This window comes from Pseudomonas sp. SHLD1, from assembly GCF_028640935.1.
In the GTDB taxonomy this organism is placed as follows: domain Bacteria; phylum Pseudomonadota; class Gammaproteobacteria; order Pseudomonadales; family Pseudomonadaceae; genus Chryseomonas; species Chryseomonas aestiva.
Map to the genome: position 1 here is coordinate 225,084 of NZ_JAQZAD010000011.1, position 20,008 is coordinate 245,091.

The 20,008-nt window shown below is 69.0% G+C and carries 17 protein-coding genes; 5 read left to right on the top strand and 12 right to left on the bottom strand.

The genetic code is table 11. The features are described 5' to 3' along the window. Nucleotides 1-78 precede the first annotated feature (78 nt). From glsB to PVZ77_RS04365, 3 genes are all read right to left on the bottom strand, one after another. Nucleotides 79-993, bottom strand: coding sequence for a glutaminase B (gene glsB / locus PVZ77_RS04355; RefSeq protein WP_443218059.1), 915 nt, complete (start codon nt 991-993; stop codon nt 79-81). A 76-nt stretch (nt 994-1,069) separates the two neighbouring features. Beyond that, nucleotides 1,070-2,386, bottom strand: a complete 1,317-nt coding sequence (locus tag PVZ77_RS04360) for an ATP-binding protein (protein ID WP_273810037.1) — start codon at nt 2,384-2,386, stop codon at nt 1,070-1,072. Between the two features lie 178 nt (nt 2,387-2,564). Then, nucleotides 2,565-3,293 (bottom strand): response regulator, encoded by a 729-nt coding sequence (locus PVZ77_RS04365; RefSeq protein ID WP_443218057.1) that lies wholly within the window; start codon nt 3,291-3,293, stop codon nt 2,565-2,567. A gap of 118 nt (nt 3,294-3,411) precedes the next feature. Between PVZ77_RS04365 and PVZ77_RS04370 the strand changes: the two genes are divergently transcribed. Continuing rightward, entirely contained in the window at nt 3,412-4,563 is a 1,152-nt protein-coding gene (locus tag PVZ77_RS04370) for an efflux RND transporter periplasmic adaptor subunit (RefSeq protein WP_273810039.1), read from the top strand. Further along, entirely contained in the window at nt 4,563-7,661 is a 3,099-nt protein-coding gene (locus tag PVZ77_RS04375) for a multidrug efflux RND transporter permease subunit (RefSeq protein WP_273810040.1), read from the top strand. Before PVZ77_RS04370 ends, PVZ77_RS04375 begins: the two co-directional genes overlap by 1 nt. Nucleotides 7,662-7,663: 2 nt before the next feature. Here PVZ77_RS04375 and PVZ77_RS04380 read toward each other — a convergent pair whose 3' ends face one another. The 6 genes from PVZ77_RS04380 to PVZ77_RS04405 all read right to left on the bottom strand — a co-directional run bounded on the left by PVZ77_RS04380 (nt 7,664) and on the right by PVZ77_RS04405 (nt 13,830). Next, nucleotides 7,664-9,052, bottom strand: coding sequence for an MFS transporter (locus tag PVZ77_RS04380; RefSeq protein ID WP_273810041.1), 1,389 nt, complete (start codon nt 9,050-9,052; stop codon nt 7,664-7,666). Nucleotides 9,053-9,129: 77 nt separating this feature from the next. Further along, nucleotides 9,130-10,056 (bottom strand): hydroxymethylglutaryl-CoA lyase, encoded by a 927-nt coding sequence (locus PVZ77_RS04385; protein ID WP_273810043.1) that lies wholly within the window; start codon nt 10,054-10,056, stop codon nt 9,130-9,132. Then, nucleotides 10,053-11,243, bottom strand: coding sequence for a CaiB/BaiF CoA transferase family protein (locus PVZ77_RS04390; RefSeq protein ID WP_273810044.1), 1,191 nt, complete (start codon nt 11,241-11,243; stop codon nt 10,053-10,055). The genes PVZ77_RS04385 and PVZ77_RS04390 overlap by 4 nt, the downstream gene beginning before the upstream one ends. 109 nt (nt 11,244-11,352) lie before the next feature. Further along, entirely contained in the window at nt 11,353-12,258 is a 906-nt protein-coding gene (locus PVZ77_RS04395; RefSeq protein ID WP_273810045.1) for a LysR family transcriptional regulator, read from the bottom strand. Nucleotides 12,259-12,330: 72 nt separating this feature from the next. Continuing rightward, complete coding sequence (locus tag PVZ77_RS04400) at nt 12,331-12,801, bottom strand: nuclear transport factor 2 family protein (RefSeq protein WP_273810047.1); 471 nt, start codon at nt 12,799-12,801, stop codon at nt 12,331-12,333. A 264-nt stretch (nt 12,802-13,065) separates the two neighbouring features. Then, the gene (locus PVZ77_RS04405) at nt 13,066-13,830 is read right to left on the bottom strand and encodes a LuxR family transcriptional regulator (protein WP_273810048.1); all 765 of its coding nucleotides are present in this window, start codon (nt 13,828-13,830) and stop codon (nt 13,066-13,068) included. 154 nt (nt 13,831-13,984) lie between these two features. On the opposite strand from PVZ77_RS04405, the gene PVZ77_RS04410 reads away from it, so the two are divergent. Beyond that, on the top strand, nt 13,985-15,367 hold the full coding sequence (locus PVZ77_RS04410; RefSeq protein ID WP_273810049.1) for an APC family permease: 1,383 nt from the start codon (nt 13,985-13,987) through the stop codon (nt 15,365-15,367). Nucleotides 15,368-15,393: 26 nt separating this feature from the next. Next, entirely contained in the window at nt 15,394-16,314 is a 921-nt protein-coding gene (locus tag PVZ77_RS04415; protein ID WP_273810050.1) for an acetamidase/formamidase family protein, read from the top strand. On the opposite strand, the gene PVZ77_RS04420 is transcribed toward PVZ77_RS04415, so the two are convergent. After that, nucleotides 16,280-17,197: a DMT family transporter gene (locus PVZ77_RS04420; RefSeq protein ID WP_273810051.1), complete on the bottom strand. Its 918-nt coding sequence runs from the start codon at nt 17,195-17,197 to the stop codon at nt 16,280-16,282. The genes PVZ77_RS04415 and PVZ77_RS04420 overlap by 35 nt on opposite strands. Nucleotides 17,198-17,335: 138 nt before the next feature. Between PVZ77_RS04420 and PVZ77_RS04425 the strand changes: the two genes are divergently transcribed. Continuing rightward, nucleotides 17,336-18,262, top strand: coding sequence for a LysR family transcriptional regulator (locus tag PVZ77_RS04425; RefSeq protein ID WP_273810052.1), 927 nt, complete (start codon nt 17,336-17,338; stop codon nt 18,260-18,262). Here the strand turns inward: PVZ77_RS04425 and modC are convergent. Together modC and modB are read right to left on the bottom strand one after the other, a co-directional pair. Then, the gene (gene modC / locus PVZ77_RS04430) at nt 18,254-19,330 is read right to left on the bottom strand and encodes a molybdenum ABC transporter ATP-binding protein (protein ID WP_273810053.1); all 1,077 of its coding nucleotides are present in this window, start codon (nt 19,328-19,330) and stop codon (nt 18,254-18,256) included. The genes PVZ77_RS04425 and modC overlap by 9 nt on opposite strands. Further along, complete coding sequence (modB, locus tag PVZ77_RS04435; protein WP_273810054.1) at nt 19,327-20,004, bottom strand: molybdate ABC transporter permease subunit; 678 nt, start codon at nt 20,002-20,004, stop codon at nt 19,327-19,329. Before modB ends, modC begins: the two co-directional genes overlap by 4 nt. Between the last annotated feature and the right edge of the window lie 4 nt (nt 20,005-20,008).

Consider the following 20,008-nt stretch of genomic DNA (forward strand, 5'->3'; position numbering starts at 1 on the left):
GGCCGCCCAGGCGGGGCTGGCGACCCAGGCCATCGTTAACGCCGTTTGGCCGACGCGCAGCAGACGCTGAACAGGCTCTTAGCCCAGCGGCGCCACGCCCAGCCCTTCAACCAGGGTCTCCAGGGCGCGCAGGCCGGCGACCGAGTTGCCGTAGCTGTCCAGCCGGGGCGACCAGACGCAGATGCTCATCTGCCCGGGCACGATGGCGACGATGCTACCCCCTACCCCGCTCTTGCCCGGCAGGCCGACGCGCCAGGCGAAGTCGCCCGCCGCATCGTAGAGGCCGCAGGTCAGCAGCAGGGCATTGAGCTGGCGGGTCTGCTGGGGCGTCACCACGGCCTGGCCATCCTGGGGATTGACCCCGCCGTTGGCGAGAAAGGCGAAGGCGCGGGCCACGTCGACGCAGCTCATGGCCAGGGCGCAGCCGTGGAAATAGACGTCGAGGACGTCATCGACCTCGCTATGGAGATTGCCGTAGGCCTTCATCAGATAGGCCAGGGCGGCGTTGCGCGCCTTGTGGTCCATCTCCGAGCGGGCCACGCGGTCGTCGAAATTGATCGCCGGATTGCCGGCCAGGCGCCGCGCCTGTTCGCGCATCATCCAGTGGATCGACATGATGCGCGACACCAGCAGTTCGCAGACCTGCACGGCGCCGGCGTTGATGAAGGGATTGCGCGGCACGCCCTTCTCTTCTTCCAGCTGCGCCATGGAGTTGAAGGCATGGCCGGAGGGTTCGCGGCCGACGCGGGTCCAGATGTCCGGCTCGTCCAGGCGCTGCATGGCGATCACCAGGTTGAGCACCTTGGAGATGGACTGGATGGAAAAGGCCGTGTCGGCCGCCCCGGCGCGCCAGACCTGACCCTTGACGTCGCAGACGGCGATGCCGAACTGATCCGGTGCCACTTCGGCCAGGGCCGGGATGTAGTCGGCCACCTCGCCTTCGCCGAAATGGCGCGGCGCGGCGGCGGCGATACGGTCGAGCAGGGGTTGCAGCGGCTGGCGGTCGAAGGGCTCTGCCATGACGATTCCGAAACGGGCGGGGGCGCCAAGTGTAGGGGTCGCGGCGGCCTCAGGCGAGCCCCGGGCGCGGCCGCAGCGGCAGGCGGATCTCGAACCGGGCGCCACCCCCGGCGCCGGTGCTCAGGTCCAGGCGGCCACCCTGTTTTTCCACCGCGCGACGACTGATGGCCAGGCCCAGGCCGAAGCCACCGGTGGCGCGATCGCGGCTGCGATCCAGCCGGTAGAAGGGCTCGAAGACCCGTTCGCGCTCCGCCGCGGGAATGCCTTCGCCGTCGTCCTCGATCGCGATCAGCAGCGCTTCGCCATCGCCGCGGACCGTTATCCAGACCTCTCGCTGGCCATAACGCAGGGCATTGCCGAGCAGATTCTGCAGGGCGCGGGCGGTGAGGCGAGGCGCCAGCTCGACTCGCCTGGGCGCCCGCGTCACGTCCAGGTGCACCTCAAGCCCGCGGCGCTCCTGCTCCTCGGCGAAGTCGGCCAGCACGCTGTCGAGAAAGGCCTCGAGCTCCAGACTCAGGTGTTCGGGCGGCTGCTGGCTGCTCTGCAGTCGGGCGAAGGACAGCAATTCGTCGACCAGGGCATCCAGTTCGCGCACATGACGCACCAGTTGCTCCAGCTGCCGCTGGGTCTCGGCGGGCAGCGGATCGGCCTGCAGCAGCGCCAGGCCGAATTCCAGACGCGACAGCGGTGTGCGCAATTCGTGGGAGACGGCGTTGAGCAGGTCGCGCTGCTGGACGATCAGTGCCTCCAGCTCCTGAGCCATGTCGTCGAAGGCCCGCGCCACCTCGCCGATGTCCGAGCGCGGCGAGATGGCGGTGCGTTCGCCCAGATGACCCTTGCCCAGGCGCGCCGCGGTACGCCGCAGCCGTTCCAGGTCACGCCAGTGCGGTCTCAGCCAGACGTAGAGACAGACCAGCAGGGCCGCGCCGATCAGGGCGTTCATCGCCCAGTAGGTCAGGGCGATGTCGGTGGGCGCCTCGGGGATGCCGACCCAGAGCACCTGCTCCGCCGGCAGCGGCACCAGGGCCGCGCTGGGCTCGCCATAGTCGCCCAGGCGCACCCGCCGCTCGCCGGCTTCGAGCGCCGAGCGCTCTTCCGCGGTGAAGACCGGATCCTCGACCGCGACCAGGCGCAGGGTGATGGGTGCCAGATCCGTGGCCAGCTCCTGCTGCACCACCGGCCAGCGCTCCAGCGGCGTGGTGACGAAGGCCCGCTGCGCCAGGCTGAGCGGGCCGTGCAACTGCTCCAGGGCGTAGCGGCTGTAGCGTTCGTCGAACACCCTGATCAGCGCCTCGGGCACCAGGTAGCTGGCGGCGCCGTAGGTCACCAGCAGGATGAGGTAGAGGCGGACGAGGATCTTGAGCATCAAGTGTGGTGCCTCAGAAGTTCGCGCAAGAATTGGCGAGTGATTTTTGTTCGGTTCGGCGCTCCGAATGGGCTAGGCGCCGCGACGAGTCATAGCAGGGCTATGGCGAGGAGGGGCAACGACGCTCAGAAGCAAAAAGCGCCGCCAAAATTGTGCAGTTAACTTCTGAGACACCACACTAGTCCCACTCGGCGCGAGACAGCAGATACCCCTTGCCCCAGACGGTCTTGATCCGTCGTGCTTCGCCGGGATGCTCCTCGAAACGCCGGCGCAGCTTGGAGATGGCCACATCCACCGAACGGTCGACGCCGTTGAATTCGATGCCGCGCAGCTGCTGAATCAGCTGGTCGCGACTGAGCACCTCGCCGGCATGGCGCATGAGGATCGCCAGCAGATTGAATTCGGTGGACGACACCTCCACCAGCTGGTCGCGCCACCAGACCTGGCGTTCGCCCGGCAGCAGCTGCAGCTGACCGATCGTCAGGCGGTCATCGGCAGGCGCCTCGACCAGCTGGCAGCGGCGCAGCAGGGTGCGGATGCGTGCCAGCAGCACCCGCGGTTCGCAGGGCTTGCTGACGTAGTCGTCGGCGCCGATCTCCAGCCCCAGCACCTGGTCGTGGCTGTCGTCCAGGGCGGTGAGCATCAGGATCGGCAGACTCGGCTGGGTCGCGCGCAGCTGGCGACAGACCTGCAGACCGTCCAGCCCGGGCAGCATGACGTCGAGCACCACCAGCTGCGGGCGCAGTCGCTGCACCGCGGCCAGGGCTTCGTCGCCGCGACCGATCACCGTCACGGCATAGCCCTGGCGGCCCAGGTAGGTGGCGATGAGCTCGGCCAGGGAGGTGTCGTCTTCGACGATGAGCAAGGGGATCACGGCAGGTCTTCGTGGCGGGAAAGTGCCGAGCATAGCCGAGCCCCGGGCGGGCGGGCGCAAGGCTTAACACTCTTTCACAAGAGACCTACAGACGTTTACAGGGTGGCTTGAGCGAGACGCCTACCATGGCGCTCTTCTGGAGGAAGCCCCGATGTCCCTGTCCCGCACTGCCCTCGGCAGCCTCGTGCTGCTCTGCCTGCTGCTCGCCGCTTGCGACCGTCCGGCCCCGGACGCCGCCGCCCCGCCCGCGCCCAGGGTGCAGGTGGAGACACTGCACCCTGGGCCGCTGGCCATCGCCAGTGAACTCAGTGGCCGCCTGGTGGCGCCACGAACCGCCGAGGTACGGGCACGGGTCGCCGGCATCGTGCTGCAGCGGGTGTTTCGCGAGGGCAGCGAGGTCAAGGCCGGCGAGGTGCTGTTCCGTATCGATCAGGCGCCGCTGCAGGCCGAGGTGGACAGCGCCGCGGCCGCCCTGCGCAAGGCCGAGGCCAGTGCCTTCCAGGCGCGGCGTCTGGCCGAGCGCTATGCGGCGCTGGTGGAGAGCGAGGCCATCAGTCGCCAGGAACAGGACAACGCCCGCGGTGCCAGCCTGCAGGCGCAGGCCGAGGTGGCAGCGGCCCGGGCGGCGCTCAAGCGGGCGCGACTGAACCTGGGCTACGCCACGGTCAAGGCGCCCATTGCCGGGCGCATCGGCAAGGCCCTGGTCACCGAAGGTGCCCTGGTCGGCCAGGGCGATGCCACGCCCCTGGCGATCATCCAGCAGCTGGACCCCATCCATGCCGATGTCACCCAGTCGACCCGCCAGCTCAAGACCCTGCGCGATGCGCTGCGGGACGGTCGTCTGCAGCAGGTGGCGCCGGACCAGGCCCGGGTGACCCTGTTGCAGGAGGACGGCAGCCCCTACCCCGAGAGCGGCCGCCTGCTGTTCGCCGATCTCGCGGTGGACGCCAGCACCGGGCAGATAACCCTGCGCAGCCAGTTTCCCAATCCACGGCGCGACCTCCTGCCGGGCAGCTTCGTGCGGGTGCGCCTGGAGCAGGCGCGCCTCGACCAGGGCCTGAGCGTGGCGCAGCGGGCGGTGCAGCGCAGCGTCGATGGCGGGGCCCAGGTCTGGGTGGTGGACGCCGAAAACCGGATGGCCCTGCGCGAGGTGCGCCTGGGACCGGTGGTGGACGGTCGCTGGGTGGTGGAGTCCGGCCTGGCCGCCGGTGAGCGGGTGTTGCTCTCCGGCCTGCAACAGGCGCAGCCGGGCCTGGTGGTGGAGCCCGAAGAGGCCCGGGCCACCGCGGCGGAGGTGCGCTGATGGCCAGCTTCTTCATCGACCGCCCGGTGTTCGCCTGGGTGGTGGCGCTGTTCATCCTGCTCGCCGGCCTGCTGGCCCTTCCGCAGTTGCCGGTGGCCCAGTACCCCAATGTGGCGCCGCCGCAGATCGAGTTGACCCTGAGCTATCCGGGCGCCTCGCCGCAGACCCTGGACGAGAGCGTGGTCAGCCTGGTCGAGCAGGAGCTCAATGGCGTCAACCATCTGCTCTACTTTTCCTCCAGCAGCAGCCAGGGCAGCGCCACCCTGACCGTGACCTTCCAGCCCGGCACCGATCCGGAGCTGGCCAAGGTGGACATCCAGAATCGCCTCAAGGTGGTGGAGCCGCGCCTGCCGCGGGCGGTCACCCAGCAGGGCATCCAGATCGAGGAGACTTCAGCCGGCTACCTGCTGTTCGTCACCCTTACCGCGACCGACGAGCGCCTCGACACCACCGCGCTGAGCGACTACCTGGCGCGCAACGTGGTCAACGAATTGCGCCGGCTGGACGGGGTGGGCAAGGCCCAGCTGTTCGGCGCCGAGCACGCCCTGCGCGTCTGGCTCGATCCCAGTCGCCTGGTGGCGGTCGGCCTGACCCCGGCGGACGTGACCCGGGCCATCGCCGAGCAGAACGCCCAGGTGGCGGCCGGCAGCCTTGGCGAATTGCCCGCGCCCGCGGGCCAGGAGCTGACCGCGCCGGTATTGATCAAGGGCCAGTTGAGCGACCCGGCGGAGTTCGCCGGCATCCTGCTGCGCGCCGGGTCCGATGGCTCCAGCGTGACCCTGGGCGACGTGGCCCGGGTCGAGGTGGGCAGCCAGAGCTACAACTTCGGCACGCGGCTGGACGGCAAGCCTTCGGTGGCGGTCGGGGTGCAGCTGGCACCCACCGCCAACGCCCTGGCCACCGCCAAGGCGGTACGCGCCAAGCTGGCCGAGCTGTCCCGGTACTTTCCGCCGGGGATGAAATACGACATCCCCTACGACACGGCGCCCTTCGTCGAGATCTCCATCACCCAGGTCATCCATACCCTGCTGGAAGCCATGGCGCTGGTGTTCGCGGTGATGTACCTGTTCCTGCAGAAGCTGCGCTACACCCTGATCCCGACCCTGGTGGTGCCGGTGGCGCTGCTGGGCACCTGCGCCGTGCTCCTGGCGCTAGGCTATTCGATCAATGTGCTGACCCTGTTCGGCATGGTGCTGGCCATCGGCATCCTGGTGGACGACGCCATCGTGGTGGTGGAGAACGTCGAGCGGCTCATGGCCACGGAGGGACTGGATCCGAGCGCCGCCACCCGCAAGGCCATGGGCGAGATCTCCGGCGCCATCGTCGGCATCACCCTGGTGCTGACCGCGGTCTTCGTGCCCATGGCCTTCATGAACGGTTCGGTGGGCGTCATCTATCGCCAGTTCTCGGCGTCCATGGCGGTGGCCATCCTCCTTTCCGCCTTTCTCGCCCTGAGTCTGACCCCGGCGCTGTGCGCCACCCTGCTCAAGCCGATTCCCCAGGACGCCCATGCCCGCGGCGGCTTCTTTGGCGCCTTCAACCGGGGCTTCGAGTGCCTGACCGCCGGCTTCGAAGGCTGGGTGGCCCGCGCCATCCGCCGGCTGCTGCCCAATCTCCTGCTGTTCGCCGTCCTGCTGGTGGCCCTGGTGGCGCTCTATGGCCGGCTGCCCGGCGCCTTTCTGCCTACCGAGGACCAGGGCTATCTGATCACCGACATCCAGCTGCCGCCCGGCGCCACCCAGGAACGCACCCTCAAGGTGCTCGAGCGCCTGGAACGCCATTACGCCGCCGAACCCGGGGTGGCCAACGACCTCGTGCTGCTCGGCTTCAGCTTTTCCGGCAGCGGCCAGAACGCCGCCCTGGCCTTCACCACCCTCAAGGACTGGTCCGCCCGTGGCCCGACCGACTCCGCCGCGGCCATCGCCGAGCGCGCCAATGCCGCCCTGGCGGGCGAAAGCGAGGCCCAGGGTTTCGCCGTGCTGCCGCCACCGGTGGAAGGCCTGGGCACTTCCAGCGGTTTCGAGGTGCGCCTGCAGGACAGGTCCAATCGCGGCCAGGCGGCGCTCAAGGCGGCGCGGGATGAATTGCAGGCCCGGCTGGCGGGCAATCCGATCATCGCCTACGTGCGGGAGACCGCCCTGGCCGACAGCGCCCAGGTGCAGCTGGTGGTGGATCGCCGCCAGGCCGCCGCCCTGGGGGTAGGCTTCGCCGCCCTCGGCGAGACCCTGGGCACCGCCCTGGGCTCAAGCTATGTCAACGACTTCCCCAATCGCGGCCGGATGCAGCAGGTGATCGTGCAGGCCGAGCTGGGCAGCCGCAGCCAGGTGGACGACCTGCTGCGCCTGGAGGTACGCAACGAGCGCGGGCGCATGGTGCCGCTGTCCGCCTTCGTCAGCGCCGACTGGACCCAGGGCCCGGCGCAGCTGTCGCGCTACAACGGCTATCCCGCCATCAGCCTGTCCGGCGAGCCGCTGCCCGGTCACACCACCGGCGAGGCCATGGCCGAACTGGAGCGCCTGACCGCCGAGTTGCCGCAGGGCTTCGCCCTGGAGTGGACGGCGCTGTCGCTGCAGGAACGCCTCTCCGCCGGCCAGGCGCCGCTGCTGCTGGGGCTGTCGCTGCTGGTGGTGTTCCTCTGTCTGGCGGCGCTCTATGAAAGCTGGTCGATTCCCACCGCGGTCTTGCTGGTGGTGCCCCTGGGCGTGCTCGGCGCGGTGCTGGCGGTGACCCTGAGAGGCATGCCCAACGACGTCTTCTTCAAGGTCGGCCTGATCACGGTGATCGGTCTCACGGCGAAGAACGCCATCCTGCTCATCGAATTCGCCAAGCGCCTGCACGACGGCGGCCTGGACCTGTACCAGGCCACCTGTCGCGCCGCCCGGCTACGCCTGCGACCCATCGTCATGACCTCGCTGGCCTTCATTCTCGGTGTGGTGCCCCTGGCCCTGGCCACCGGTGCCAGCTCGGCGAGCCAGCAGGCGGTGGGCACCGGGGTGATCGGCGGCATGCTCAGCGCCACCCTGGCGCTGGTCTTCGTGCCGGTGTTCTTCGTGCTAGTGCTGCGGTTGGTCCGGCGCTGGCGCGCGCCGGAACTCTAGCCTCAGGAGTTGAGAGAGCGCTTGTCGCCCAGCAGCGCGGCATCCTCGACCGGCGCGGGCTCCGGCTTGCGGGCGCCGATCTTGTCCGAGGTCCGCAGACTCTGCGGCAGTGCCCAGAACATCAGGCCGGCGGCCAGCAGACTGGTGCAGCCGATGAGATAGAGCGCCGGGGTGGTGCTGCCGGTCATGTCCTTGATGTAGCCCACCATCACCGGACTGACGATGCCACCGACCTGCCCCAGGGTGTTGATCAGGGCGATACCCCCCGCGGCCCCTGCGCCCGCGCCGGCCAGCAGTTTCGGCGGCAGCGACCAGAAGGTCGGGATGGCGGCGATGATGCCGGCGCCCATCAGGGCCGGGGAGAGGATCAGGAAGGTGGTGTGGTCGGCGAAGAGTCCCGCGCTGAAGAAACCCAGGGCGCCGGCGATCACCAGACCGCAGACGAACTTGCGTCGCTCGCCGCTGGCGTCCGACAGCCGGCCCACCACCACCATGCTGATGGCGCCGAAGACGTAGGGCACGGCGGTCAGCAGGCCGATGAGGGTGGGACTCTCGGTACCGGCACTGCGGATCAGCTGTGGCGCCCAGAAGTTGAGGCCATAGGAGGCGACCTGGATCAGGAAGTAGATCACCGCGAGCAGCAGGAAGCCCGGCAGCCGGATCGCCGCCAACAGCGAGCCATGGCTGTTGTTTTCATGACGGGCGATGCGGCTGGCCAGGAAGGTCTTCTCTTCGGCGTTGAGCCAGGGTGCGTCGGCGATGCGGTCGTGCAACAGGCGCAGCACCAGCACGCCCAGCAGTACGCAGGGAATGCCACCGACCAGGAACAGCCAGTGCCAGCCGCGAATGCCGAGCAGGCCGTCCATCTGGCCGAGGATCACCCCCGAGACCGGGGCGCCGATCAGCCCGGCGAAGGCCGAGGCGAGAAACAGCGTCGAGGTGATGCGCACGCGATAGCTCTGCGGAAACCACAGCGTCAGGTAGTAGAGGATGCCCGGCGCGAAGCCGGCCTCCATGGCGCCGATGAGGAAGCGCAGCACATAGAACTGCCATTCGGCGGTAACGAACATCATCAGCGCCGTGGCGATGCCCCAGGAGATCATGATGCGCGCGATCCAGCGGCGGGCGCCGACCTTGTACAGCATCATGTTGCTGGGTACCTCGAACAGCACGTAGCCCACCACGAAGAGTCCCGCGCCCAGGCCATAGGCGGTGTTGCTCAGCGACAGGTCGGCCTGCAGCTGGAACTTGGCGAAGCTGATGTTGATGCGATCGAAGAAGGCGAACAGGTAGCAGATCATGATCAGCGGCATGAGCCGCCAGGCGACCTTGCGGACGATGGCCTGTTCGGCGGCCGCCACGGCGGCAGCGGAGGTTGCGGATAAGGGCATAGCGGTCTCCCGGGAGCGGCCAGACTGGCGCTCCTTTGTTGTTGTAGTCAGGGCGAACGAATGAAAGCGGGTGCGACTCAGCCAGTGGCCGCGGGCGGTGGATGCAGATCGCAATTGCGCCCGGCCTTGGCCACTTGGCCGGGGGTGTCGTGCCCCAGCAGCGCCGGCAGGGTGCGCGACAACTCGATCAGCCGTTGCAGATCGATGCCGGTGTCCACGCCGATCTCGGCGCAGAGATTCACCAGGTCCTCGGTGCAGATGTTGCCGGAGGCGCCCGGGGCGAAGGGGCAGCCACCGAGGCCACCGAGGGCGGCGTCGAAGCGCCGGGCGCCGGCTTCGTAGGCGGCCAGGACATTGCTCAGGCCCAGCCCGCGGGTGTTGTGGAAATGCAGGGTCAGGGCGGACGCCGGGATCAGTTCCAGCACCTGGCGGACGATCCGCGCGACCTGCCGCGGATTGGCCATGCCGGTGGTGTCGGCGAGGGTGATGCCGGTCATGCCCAGCGCCAGATAGCGCTGCACCAGTTCGAATACCCAGCCTTCGTCGATGCGCCCTTCGAAGGGGCAACCGAAGGTGGTCGCCACGGTGCCATTGAGCGAGACCGCCTGCCCCTGGGCCAGCTGCACCACCTCGGCGAAGCTGGCGAGGGACTGCTCGCAACTCATGCGCATGTTGGCGCGATTGTGGGTCTGGCTGGCGGAGAGCACCAGGTTCAGCTCGTCGGCGCCTGCCGCCAGGGCGCGCTGGGCGCCCTTGAGATTGGGCACCAGGGCGACATAGGTCACCCCGGGCCGGCGAGCGATGCCCTGGAACACCGCCTCGCCGTCGCGCAGCATGGGCACCGCCTTGGGCGAGACGAAGGAACCGGCTTCGATCCGCGAGAAACCCAGCGCGGAGAGCCCGTCGATCAGGGCGATCTTGTCGGCGGTTTCCACCCAGCTCGGCTCGATCTGCAAGCCGTCACGGGGCGCGACTTCCTGGACGATCAGGCGTTCGGTACTCATTGCACCACCCCGCCCTTCCTGAGTCGCTGGATGTCCGCTTCGCTCAGCCCCAGCTCGGCCAGCAGGCCATCGGTGTGCTCACCGAGGGTCGGACCCTGCCAGTTGACCTGGCCCGGGGTGGCCGACAGCTTGGGCACGATGCCCGGCATCTTCAGGGTGGCGCCGTCGGGCAGGGTGGTGTCCAGCAGCATCTCCCGCGCCTGGTAGTGGGGATCGGCGACGATGTCGGCGGCCGAATAGATGCGGCCGGCCGGGACCTCAGCGCCTTCGAGGATCTCCAGCACCTCGTCGATGCCGCGACTGCCGGTCCAGGCGGCGATGGCCTCGTCGATCAGCTCGCAGTGGCGGGCGCGCCCGTCGTTCTGCGCCAGATCCGGACGCTCGGCCAGATCGGGGCGGCCGATCGCCTGCATCAGCCGGACATAGATGGGATCGCTGTTGCCGGCGATCACCACGAAACCGCCGTCGCCGGTGGGATAGGTGTTGGACGGGGCGATACCCGGCAACGCCCCGCCGGTGCGCTCGCGCACATGGCCGAGCCTGGAGTACTCGGGCACCAGGCTTTCCATGACGTTGAAGACGCTCTCGACCAGGGAGACATCGACCACCTGGCCGTCGCCCTGGCCGGTCTTGACCCGCAGCACCGACATCAGGGCGCCGATCACCGCGTGCATGGAAGCCAGGGAATCGCCCAGGCTGACCCCGACCCGCGCCGGCGGCACGCCCGGAGTACCGGTGGTGTAGCGGATGCCGCCCATGGCCTCGCCGATGGCACCGAAGCCGGGGCGATCACGATAGGGGCCGGTCTGGCCGTAGCCGGAGATGCGCACCAGGGTGAGCTTGGGATTGAGAGCGTGCAGCACGTCCCAGCCGAGGCCGAGCTTTTCCAGCGCGCCCGGGCGCAGATTCTCGATGAGCACGTCGGCGCCCTCGACCAGCTGCTTGACCAGGGCCACGCCTTCGGCGGAACGCAGATTCAGGGCCAGGGACTTCTTGTTGCGCGACTGCAGGTACCACCAGAGCGAGGTGCCCTCGTGCAACTTGCGCCACTTGCGCAGGGGATCGCCCTTGTCCAGGGCTTCGATCTTGATCACTTCGGCGCCGAATTCGGCCAGCAGGCGGGCGGCGAAGGGGGCGGCGATGAGCGTGCCGATCTCGATGACACGGAGTCCGGTGAGAGCCGTCATGGCGGGCGAGCCTCTTTGTTATTGGAATGAGGCCGATGCTAGGACAATAGAGCAGCCGGTGGTTAACGTCTTTCGGCAAGGGGTCTTCGCGAATCGCGAAGACCCGGATTCAGACCTCCAGCAGGTGGTCGTAGAGCAGCCGGCTGACCGGCGACAGCGTCTCGACGTCGCGCACCACCAGCGCCAGGCTGCGCTGGGACCAGTCGTCATCCAGCGCCGCGGCGATCAGTCCGAGCGGTCGCCCGATGAGTTCGAAGGCCTGCAGCGGCAGCACGCCCAGCCCGAAACCCGCCTGTGCCATGCGGCACACGGCATCGAAGCCGGGTACATGGATGCGCAGGCGCAAGGCCTTGCCGTGACTGCGGGCGGCCGCCTTGGTGCGCAGGTTGATGAAACTGTCGGCATGCAGGCCGACGTGGTCATCGTCCAGGGTCTCGGCGAAGGCCAGCCGCGCGCGAGCGGCCAGGCGATGATCGGGCCGCATCACCACCACCAGGGTGTCCTGCCGGTAGGGCACGGCCAGCAGGCCGCGGGTGTCGGTATCCGAGGAACAGATACCCAGGTCGGCGGCGCCTTCCAGCACCCCCTTCACCACCCCGGCGCTGGGCCGTTCGTCCAGGCTGACCTTGACCTGGGGATGGCCGACGGTGAAGGCCTGCAGGTCCTCGGGGAGGAATTCGATGATGGCGGAGATGTTGGCCATCATCCGCACGTAGCCGCGCACGCCCTGCAGGTGTTCGCCGACGTCGATGCTGATGCGCTCGACGTCGGCGAGGATGCGCTTGGCGTAATGCAGCAGCGTCTCGCCGACCGGGGTGAGGGTGGTGCCCTTGGCGTTGCGCTCGAAGAGTTCGATGTCGAGCGACCGCTCCAGATCATGCAGTCGCTTGCTGGCGGCGGACAGGGCGATCATCTCGCGCTCGGCGGCGCGGGTCAGGGTGCCCTCCTCGTGCACCGCCAGCAGCAGCTGCAGCGAGACCAGGTCGAGGCGGCGGAGCAGGTTGCGGTAGTGCATCGTCTTGGGGTCCTGGCGGCCAGAGGTCCTTGTACAGGACCCCGCTCGCCCGGGCTAGCCGCCCGCTTCCGGTCAGAGACCCAGGGCGCTCAAGCCGGGATGGTCATCCGGCCGCCGCCCCTGGGGCCAGTGAAACAGCCGCTCGGCCTCGGTGATCGGCAGGTCGTTGATGCTGGCGTGACGCTCGGCCATCAGGCCCTGGTCGTCGAACTGCCAGTTCTCGTTGCCGTAGGCGCGGTACCACTGGCCGTCTTCGTCCCGCCATTCGTAGGCGAAGCGCACGGCGATGCGCGCGCCGTCATGCGCCCAGAGTTCCTTGATCAGCCGGTACTCGTGCTCGCGCTGCCACTTGCGGGTGAGAAAGGCCTCGATGGCGGCGCGACCCTGGAGGAAATCGCTGCGATTGCGCCAGCGGCTGTCGGCGGTATAGGCCAGGGCCACCTTGGCCGGATCGCGGCTGTTCCAGCCATCTTCGGCAGCGCGGACCTTTTGCTGGGCGGATTCGAGGGTGAACGGCGGGACGGGGGGACGGGCAGCGCTCATGGGACACTCCTGGGCAGATGAGGCCCCAGTGTCGGGCCGCGGCGGGGGGTGTCACAAGGTCGAACGGCCCACGGATCCGGCCAAGTCGCTCAGAGCCTGTTCAAAGTCTGCTGCGCGTCGGCCAAACAGCGTTAAAGAGGCCCTGGAAGGCCAGCCCCGTCGGAATGCTCATTTACCATGCGTAAACCCCAGCGCGGGTCCGATCCGCTTCCTCAGCCCTTTGCTCCTTGCTTGGCTCTCGCTCGCGAGACTCTGAACAGGCTCTCAGACCTCGACCAGGCGATAGTGCAATCCCCGCACCACCGCCTCGACCCTGTTGCGTGCGCCCAGTTTGCGGGCGGCGGAGTTGAGGTGCAGGTTGACCGTGGCGGTGGAGCGGTTGAGGGTCGCGGCGATGCGCTTGGCGGTCAGGCCCTTGGCCGAGTACTGCAGGCATTCGCGCTCGCGCGGCGTCAGGCGGACCTGGCCACAGCGACGCTCGGCCGGGGCAAGCAGCTCGTCGGCACGGGCCTGGAAGGCATGGGCCAGCACCAGGAAGGCGCCCAGGCAGGCTTCGCCAGCGGCCTCGGCGTCCGGAGCATCGGCATCGAGGATGCCGGTCAGGGTGGCGAAGGCACCGCCCGGCAGGTGCAGCGGCACCGTCACCCCGGTGGCCAGGCCGCTGTCGCGCACATAGCAGGTGACAGGGCGATGACTGTCACCCAGGTACTCGCGCAGCGCGCTGCGGGTTTCGCTGCGAAACGACCAGACGAAGGGCGCCGCACGCCGACTGGCGCACTGTTGCACCGGATCGATCTGGTAGTAGCCGCGCTCGCACCAGAAGGCATGCATGTCCGCCGGGGCGTTGCGCACCTTGAACACCGAGGGGGTGATGAGTACCCCGTCGTGACTGAGGGGCACCGGGGCATAGTCGTAGATCAGTGCCTTGCAGCCCAGGTGATCGGCACTGGCCTGGACGGCATCCAGACAGGCGTCGAGCGTGGGCAGCCCGACGAGGCGGCTGCTGACGGTGAGCAGATCGGCATGCATCTTGGATGCTCCTCCCCTGATGGCGATGGGGAAAGCGAAGCAAAGGCTCTGCCAGTCGTCCCCAGCCGGCCGCAAACCTAGCACTTTTGTGGATGGGGCCAGGGCCCACCCTGGCCTAGAGTCGAGCCTACCCCGCCCCTTCGAGGAAGCCCCCATGACTCAGCACGCTCCGTCCGGCGACGCCACCGACCTCGCCCGCTTCGGCTACACCCAGGAACTCCGGCGCCAACTCGGGCTGAAGGATCTGCTGATCTATGGTCTGGTGTTCATGGTGCCCATCGCGCCCTTTTCCATCTTTGGCGGGGTGTTCGACGCCAGCCACGGCATGGTGCCCCTCACCTACCTGATCGGTTTCGTCGCCATGCTGTTCACCGCGGTCAGCTACCAGCAGATGTCGCGCGCCTTTCCGGTGGCCGGCTCGGTCTACGCCTACGTCGGTCGCGGCCTGCACCCGGCCCTGGGCTTTCTCGCCGGCTGGGCCATCCTGCTCGACTACCTGCTGGTGCCCACCCTGCTCTATGTGATCGGCGCCAACGCCATGGCCAACGTCATCCCGGCCATTCCCCAGCCGCTGTGGATCCTCTTCTTCGTCGGCCTCAACACCCTGGTCAACCTGCGTGGCATCGAGACCACCGCCCGCGCCAACCGGCTGTTCCTCTACGGCCAACTGGCGGTGCTGCTGGTGTTCGTGGTGCTGGCCTCGCTGGCCATCAGCCGCGGCGTGAATGGCGCGGAGTGGACCATGAAGCCGCTGTACAACCCCCAGGAATTCTCCCTGCCACTGATCTTCAGCGCGCTGTCGGTGGCGGTGCTGTCCTTTCTCGGCTTCGACGCCATCTCCACCCTCTCCGAAGAAACCCGCGGCGGCAGCCGGGTGGTGGGTCGCGCCACCCTGCTGGCCCTGACCCTGGTAGCCGCGCTGTTCATGGTGCAAACCTGGCTGGCCGCCCTGCTGCAACCCAACCTGATCCAGTACCCCGACGCCGATGCCTCGAACAACGCCTTCTACGAGATCGGTCGGCTGATCGCCGGCCCCTGGCTGCAGGTGGTGATCGCCCTGGCGGTGGCCATCGGCGCCGCCATCGCCAACGCCCTGGTGGCCCAGGCCGCCACCTCGCGCCTGCTGTTCGCCATGGCCCGTGATCGCCAGATGCCGCAGTTCCTGCGGCAGATCCATCCCACGACCCGGGTGCCGCAGCGCGCCATCCTGCTGGTGGCGGGCCTGAGCCTGGTGCTGGGGCTGTTCTTTGTCGGCCAGATCAACCTGCTCGCCTCCATGTGCAACTTCGGTGCGCTGACCGCCTTCCTGCTCCTGCATGTGGCAGTGGCCTGGCACCACCGCGGCGCCGGTCGCCCGCTGCTGCATGCGCTGGTCCCGCTGGTCGGTTTCATCATCCTCGCCTATGTGCTGTTCAACGCCGACGTCTACGCCAAGGTCGGCGGCAGCTGCTGGATGGTGCTGGGCCTGGCCGTGCTGGCCTTCCTCAGGCTCAGCGGCCGGACCACGGAATTCAAGGCCAACGACGCCGTCCATTAGGCACAGACCCGCCGCGGAGGCTCCCGATGATCAAGACTCTGCACAGCCAGCACTGCCATTGCGGCTGGGATCACAGCCTCCCCCCGGCGCTGGAGGTCGCGCCGGGCGAGACGGTCAGCTTTGCCTCGGACGGCCACTTCCACGCCCAGTCCAGCGCCACCGACATCGCCACCCTGCCCTTCGAGCGGGTCAATCCGGTCTGCGGTCCGCTGTGGATCGAGGGCGCCGAGCCGGGCGACGTGCTCAAGGTGACGCTGGACAGCTTCACTCCCAGCGGCTTTGGCTGGACCGCCAACATTCCCGGCTTCGGCCTGCTCGCCGACCAGTTTCCGGACCCGGTGCTGCAGCTCTGGCATTACGACCGCAGCGGTCAGACGCCGGCCGCCTTCGGCGAGCTGGCGCGGGTCCCGCTCAAGCCCTTCGCCGGCACCCTGGGGGTGGCGCCCGCGGCGCCAGGTCTGCACTCGGTGGTGCCACCACGACGGGTGGGTGGCAATCTGGATATCCGCGACCTGGCCGCCGGCACCAGTCTCTACCTGCCGGTGGAGGTCGCCGGCGCGCTGTTTTCCATCGGCGACACCCATGCCGCCCAGGGCGATGGCGAGGTCTGCGGCACCGCCATCGAGACCGCCATGGCGGTCACCGCCACCTTCGAGCTGATCAAGCAGCAACCGCTGGCCATGCCACGCTTCAGCACCCCGGGGCCGGTTACCCGACACCTCGACGGCGCCGGCTACGAGGTCTTCACCGGGGTCGGACCCGACCTGCTGGCCGCGGCGCGCATGGCGGTCAGCGGCGCCATCGACTGGCTCGGGCAGACCCGCAACCTGCCGGCGGAACAGGCCTATCTGCTCTGCTCGGTCTGCGGCGATCTGCGCATCAGCGAGATCGTCGACGTGCCCAACTGGGTGGTCAGCTTCTATTTTCCGCGGGTCGTGTTCGAATAGCCGGGGCCGAACGGTCTGGCGTACGCCGCGGCAACGTCCCCCACAGCGAGGCGATGACGATCAGCAGGCCGCCCAGCCAGCCCCAGAGACCCAGGCGCTCGTCCAGCCAGAAGCTGGCGAACAGCGCCCCGAACAGCGGCTCGGCGCCCATCAGCAGGGCGACGCGGGTGGCACTGGTGCGGCCCAGGGCGTAGTTCTGGGCGAGAAAGGCGCCCAGGGTGCAGAACAGCACCAGGTAGCCGGTGGCGAGCCAGAAGCCCGCTTGCATGGGCAGCGGTGCCAGGCCCGGGCCCAGGGCGAACAGCAGCAGACAGGCCAGGCCCACCACCCCGGTCTGCACCGCGGTCAGCGCCAGGGCCGGCACCGGGGCACCTGCCTGCTGCAGACGCCGCCGCACCACGCAGACATTGACCGCGCGCAATACGGCCGCCAGCAGGATCAGGCCATCACCCAGGTTGAAGCTCAGGGTCACGCCGCGGGTCAGCAGCCCGGCGCCCGCCACCGCCAGCCCCGCGGCGCCCAGGGCGCGGGCCTCGGGACGCTGACCGAGCAGCCACCATTCGGCGAAGGGCGTCAGGGCCACGCAGAGGCTGATGAGAAAGGCGGCGTTGCTGGCGCTGGTCAGGGCCACGCCATAGGTCTCGGCGAGAAAGATCGCCAATAGCAGCAGACCGGTCGGCACCCCGGGCCGCCAGGCCCGCCGGCCCTCGCCTCGCAAGGTAGGCAGCAGCAGCGCCGCGGTGAGGCAGAAGCGCAGCGCCAGGTAACCGAGCACCGGATAGAGCATCACGGCGTCCTTGACCACGGCGTAGCTGGTCCCCCAGACCAGGGCGGTGGCGAGCAGCAGGCCTTCGGCGAGGCCGAAGGTGGGGCGTTGCGACATGACGGCTTCTCCCTGAATCAGGCCGTCAGTGTGCCCGCCTCTGACACGCACGATAAGCCCGCCAGCGCGCATAGCTCTTGTTCCCCCAGGGAAGCAATGGCAGCCTTTCCAGCCCTATTGCTACCTGCGGACATTGGCATGGACCCCCTGCGCGCCCTTCCCCTGCTGCCCTGCATGGTCGCCTTCGCCAAGGTGGTGGAAACCGGCAGCTTCACCGCGGCCGCCCGCCTGCTGGACGCCACGCCTTCGGCGGTCAGTCGTCAGGTCGCGCGGCTGGAACGGGAGCTGGGGGTGCGTCTGCTGCAGCGCACCACCCGCCAATTGCGCCTGAGCGAAGCCGGCCGCGAGGTACTCGGCCACTGCCGTCAGCTGCTGGCTGCCGCCGGTGCGGCGCTGGACAGTGGCCTGCAGCACAGAGAGGAACCGCGCGGGCAGGTGCGACTGGCGGTGCCCAAGGCGGTCGGCTACCGGCTAATCGCCCCCCTGCTGCCGGAATTCTTCCAGCGCTATCCGCAGGTGGATCTGCAACTGCGCCTGGACGATCGCCCGCTGGACCCCATCGCCGACGACCAGGATCTGCTGGTGCGCATCACCGAGCAGCCACCCGCCGGCTTCGTCGCCCGGCCACTGCGCGAGATGGACTTCGTGCTCTGCGCCAGCCCGGCCTATCTGAAAGGGCGCGGCACGCCGCAGCAGCCCCAGGCACTGGCCGAGCACGATTGCCTCTACCTCGGCGAAACGCCGGGCGACCAGCGCTGGCAACTGCGCCGCGGCGACCGGGTGGAAAGCGTGACGGTGCGCGGCCGCCTGGCCTGCAATCACAGCGGCGTGCGCCTGGAAGCCACCCTCGCCGACCTGGGCATCGCCTGCCTGCCGGCCTTCGCCGCCGACGCCGGTCTGGCCGCCGGCAGCCTGCGGCGGGTGCTGCCCGACTGGCAATACCTCGGCCCCTACCAGGGCACCGCCTGGCTGCTCTATCCGCCGGATCGCCAGTTGCCGGCGGCGGTCAGGGTGCTGGTGGATTTCCTGCTGGAGCGGCTCAGGTCAGCCCCAGGTTCAGGCTAGAACCGCCACCGACTTCAGCTGCGCCCAGACCCGACTCCCCGGCTGCAACGCCAGCCGCTCCAGCGAATAGCGGGTGATCCGCGCCAGCAGCGCCGCGCCGCCCAGGTCCAGGCGCACCAGCACCTGGGCCAGCGAGCGGGTCGGGGCGATCTCGGCGACGATGGCCGGCAGCACATTGAGGATGCTGCTGTGCTGGCGTTCCAGGCTGAGGCTGACATCCCGTGCCAGCACCTTGATGCGCAGCGCCTGTCCGGGTGGCAGCGGGGCATGGGCCAGCAGCACGCGCTGCTCGCCGGCCAGGCCCAGGCTGAGCAGGCCGTAGTCAGGGTCATGGCCGAGCACCCGCCCTTCCAGCACCACGCCGGCGTCATCGGCCAGGGCGATGGGCAGGTCGAGGCGCGCCAATACCTCGGTGGTCGGCCCGCTGGCCAGCACCCGACCCCGCTCCAGCAGCACCAGGTGATCGGCCAGCCGCGCCACCTCGTCGGGGGCATGGCTGACATAGAGGATCGGCAGCGCCAGCTCCCGGGTCAGGCGTTCCAGGTAGGGCAGGATCTCCGCCTTGCGCTCGGCGTCCAGCGCCGCCAGGGGTTCGTCCATCAGCAGCAGCCGGGGACTGGTGAGCAGAGCCCGGGCGATGCCGACCCGCTGGCGCTCGCCACCGGAGAGGCGCGCCGGCATCCGGGTGAGCAGTCCCTCGATGCCCAGCAGCTCGACGACCTGCTCCAGCTCCAGCCGGCGCTCGTGCGGCGCGACCCGCTGCCAGCCGAACAGCAGGTTGCGGCGCACGTCCAGGTGCTCGAACAGATTGGCGTCCTGGAAGACATAGCCCAGGGCGCGCCGGTGCGGCGGCAGGAACAGGACGCGGTCGCTGTCCTGCCAGATCTCTCCCGCCACCACCAGGCGCCCGCGGGCGGCGGGTTCGAGGCCGGCCACGCACCTCAGGCAACTGGTCTTGCCCGAACCCGAGGGCCCGAACAGGGCGGTGACGCCGCTGCCCGGCAGGGCGAGGTCCACCGCCAGCACGAAGTCGGCATGCCGCAGTTCGAAGCGCGCGGCGAGACTCATGTCCAGGCCGACCGCCCGCGGCGGCCATAGAGCAGCAGGAGGATCACGAAGGAGAAGGCCAGCATGCCCCCGGCCAGTAGGTGCGCCTGGGGATATTCCATGGCTTCCACGTGATTGAAGATCTGGGTGGAGACCACCTGGGTCCGCCCGGGAATGTTGCCGCCGATCATCAGCACCACGCCGAATTCGCCCACGGTATGGGCGAAGCCGAGGATGGCGGCGGTGACGAAGCCCGGCCGCGCCAGCGGCAGCACCACGTGGAAGAAGGTATCCAGGGGCCCGGCGCGTAGTGTGGCCGCGGCCTCCAGGGGGCGCGGGCCGATGGCCTCGAAGGCGTTCTGCAGCGGCTGCACCACGAAGGGCAGCGAATAGCACAGCGAGCCCACCACCAGCCCGGCGAAGGTGAAGGGCAACCGCCCTAGCCCCAGGGCCGAGGTCGTCTGTCCCACCCAGCCCTCCGGTCCCATGGCCAGCAGCAGGTAGAAGCCGATCACCGTGGGCGGTAGCACCAGCGGCAGGGCCACCAGGGCGCCGACCGGACCCTTGAGCCGGGAGCGGGTGCGCGCCAGCCACCACGCGAGGGGCGTACCCAGCACCAGCAGCAGCAGCGTGGTCACGCTGGCCAGTTCCAGGGTCAGGCGAATCGCCGCCCAGTCCGCCGCGCTCAGGCTCATGGGA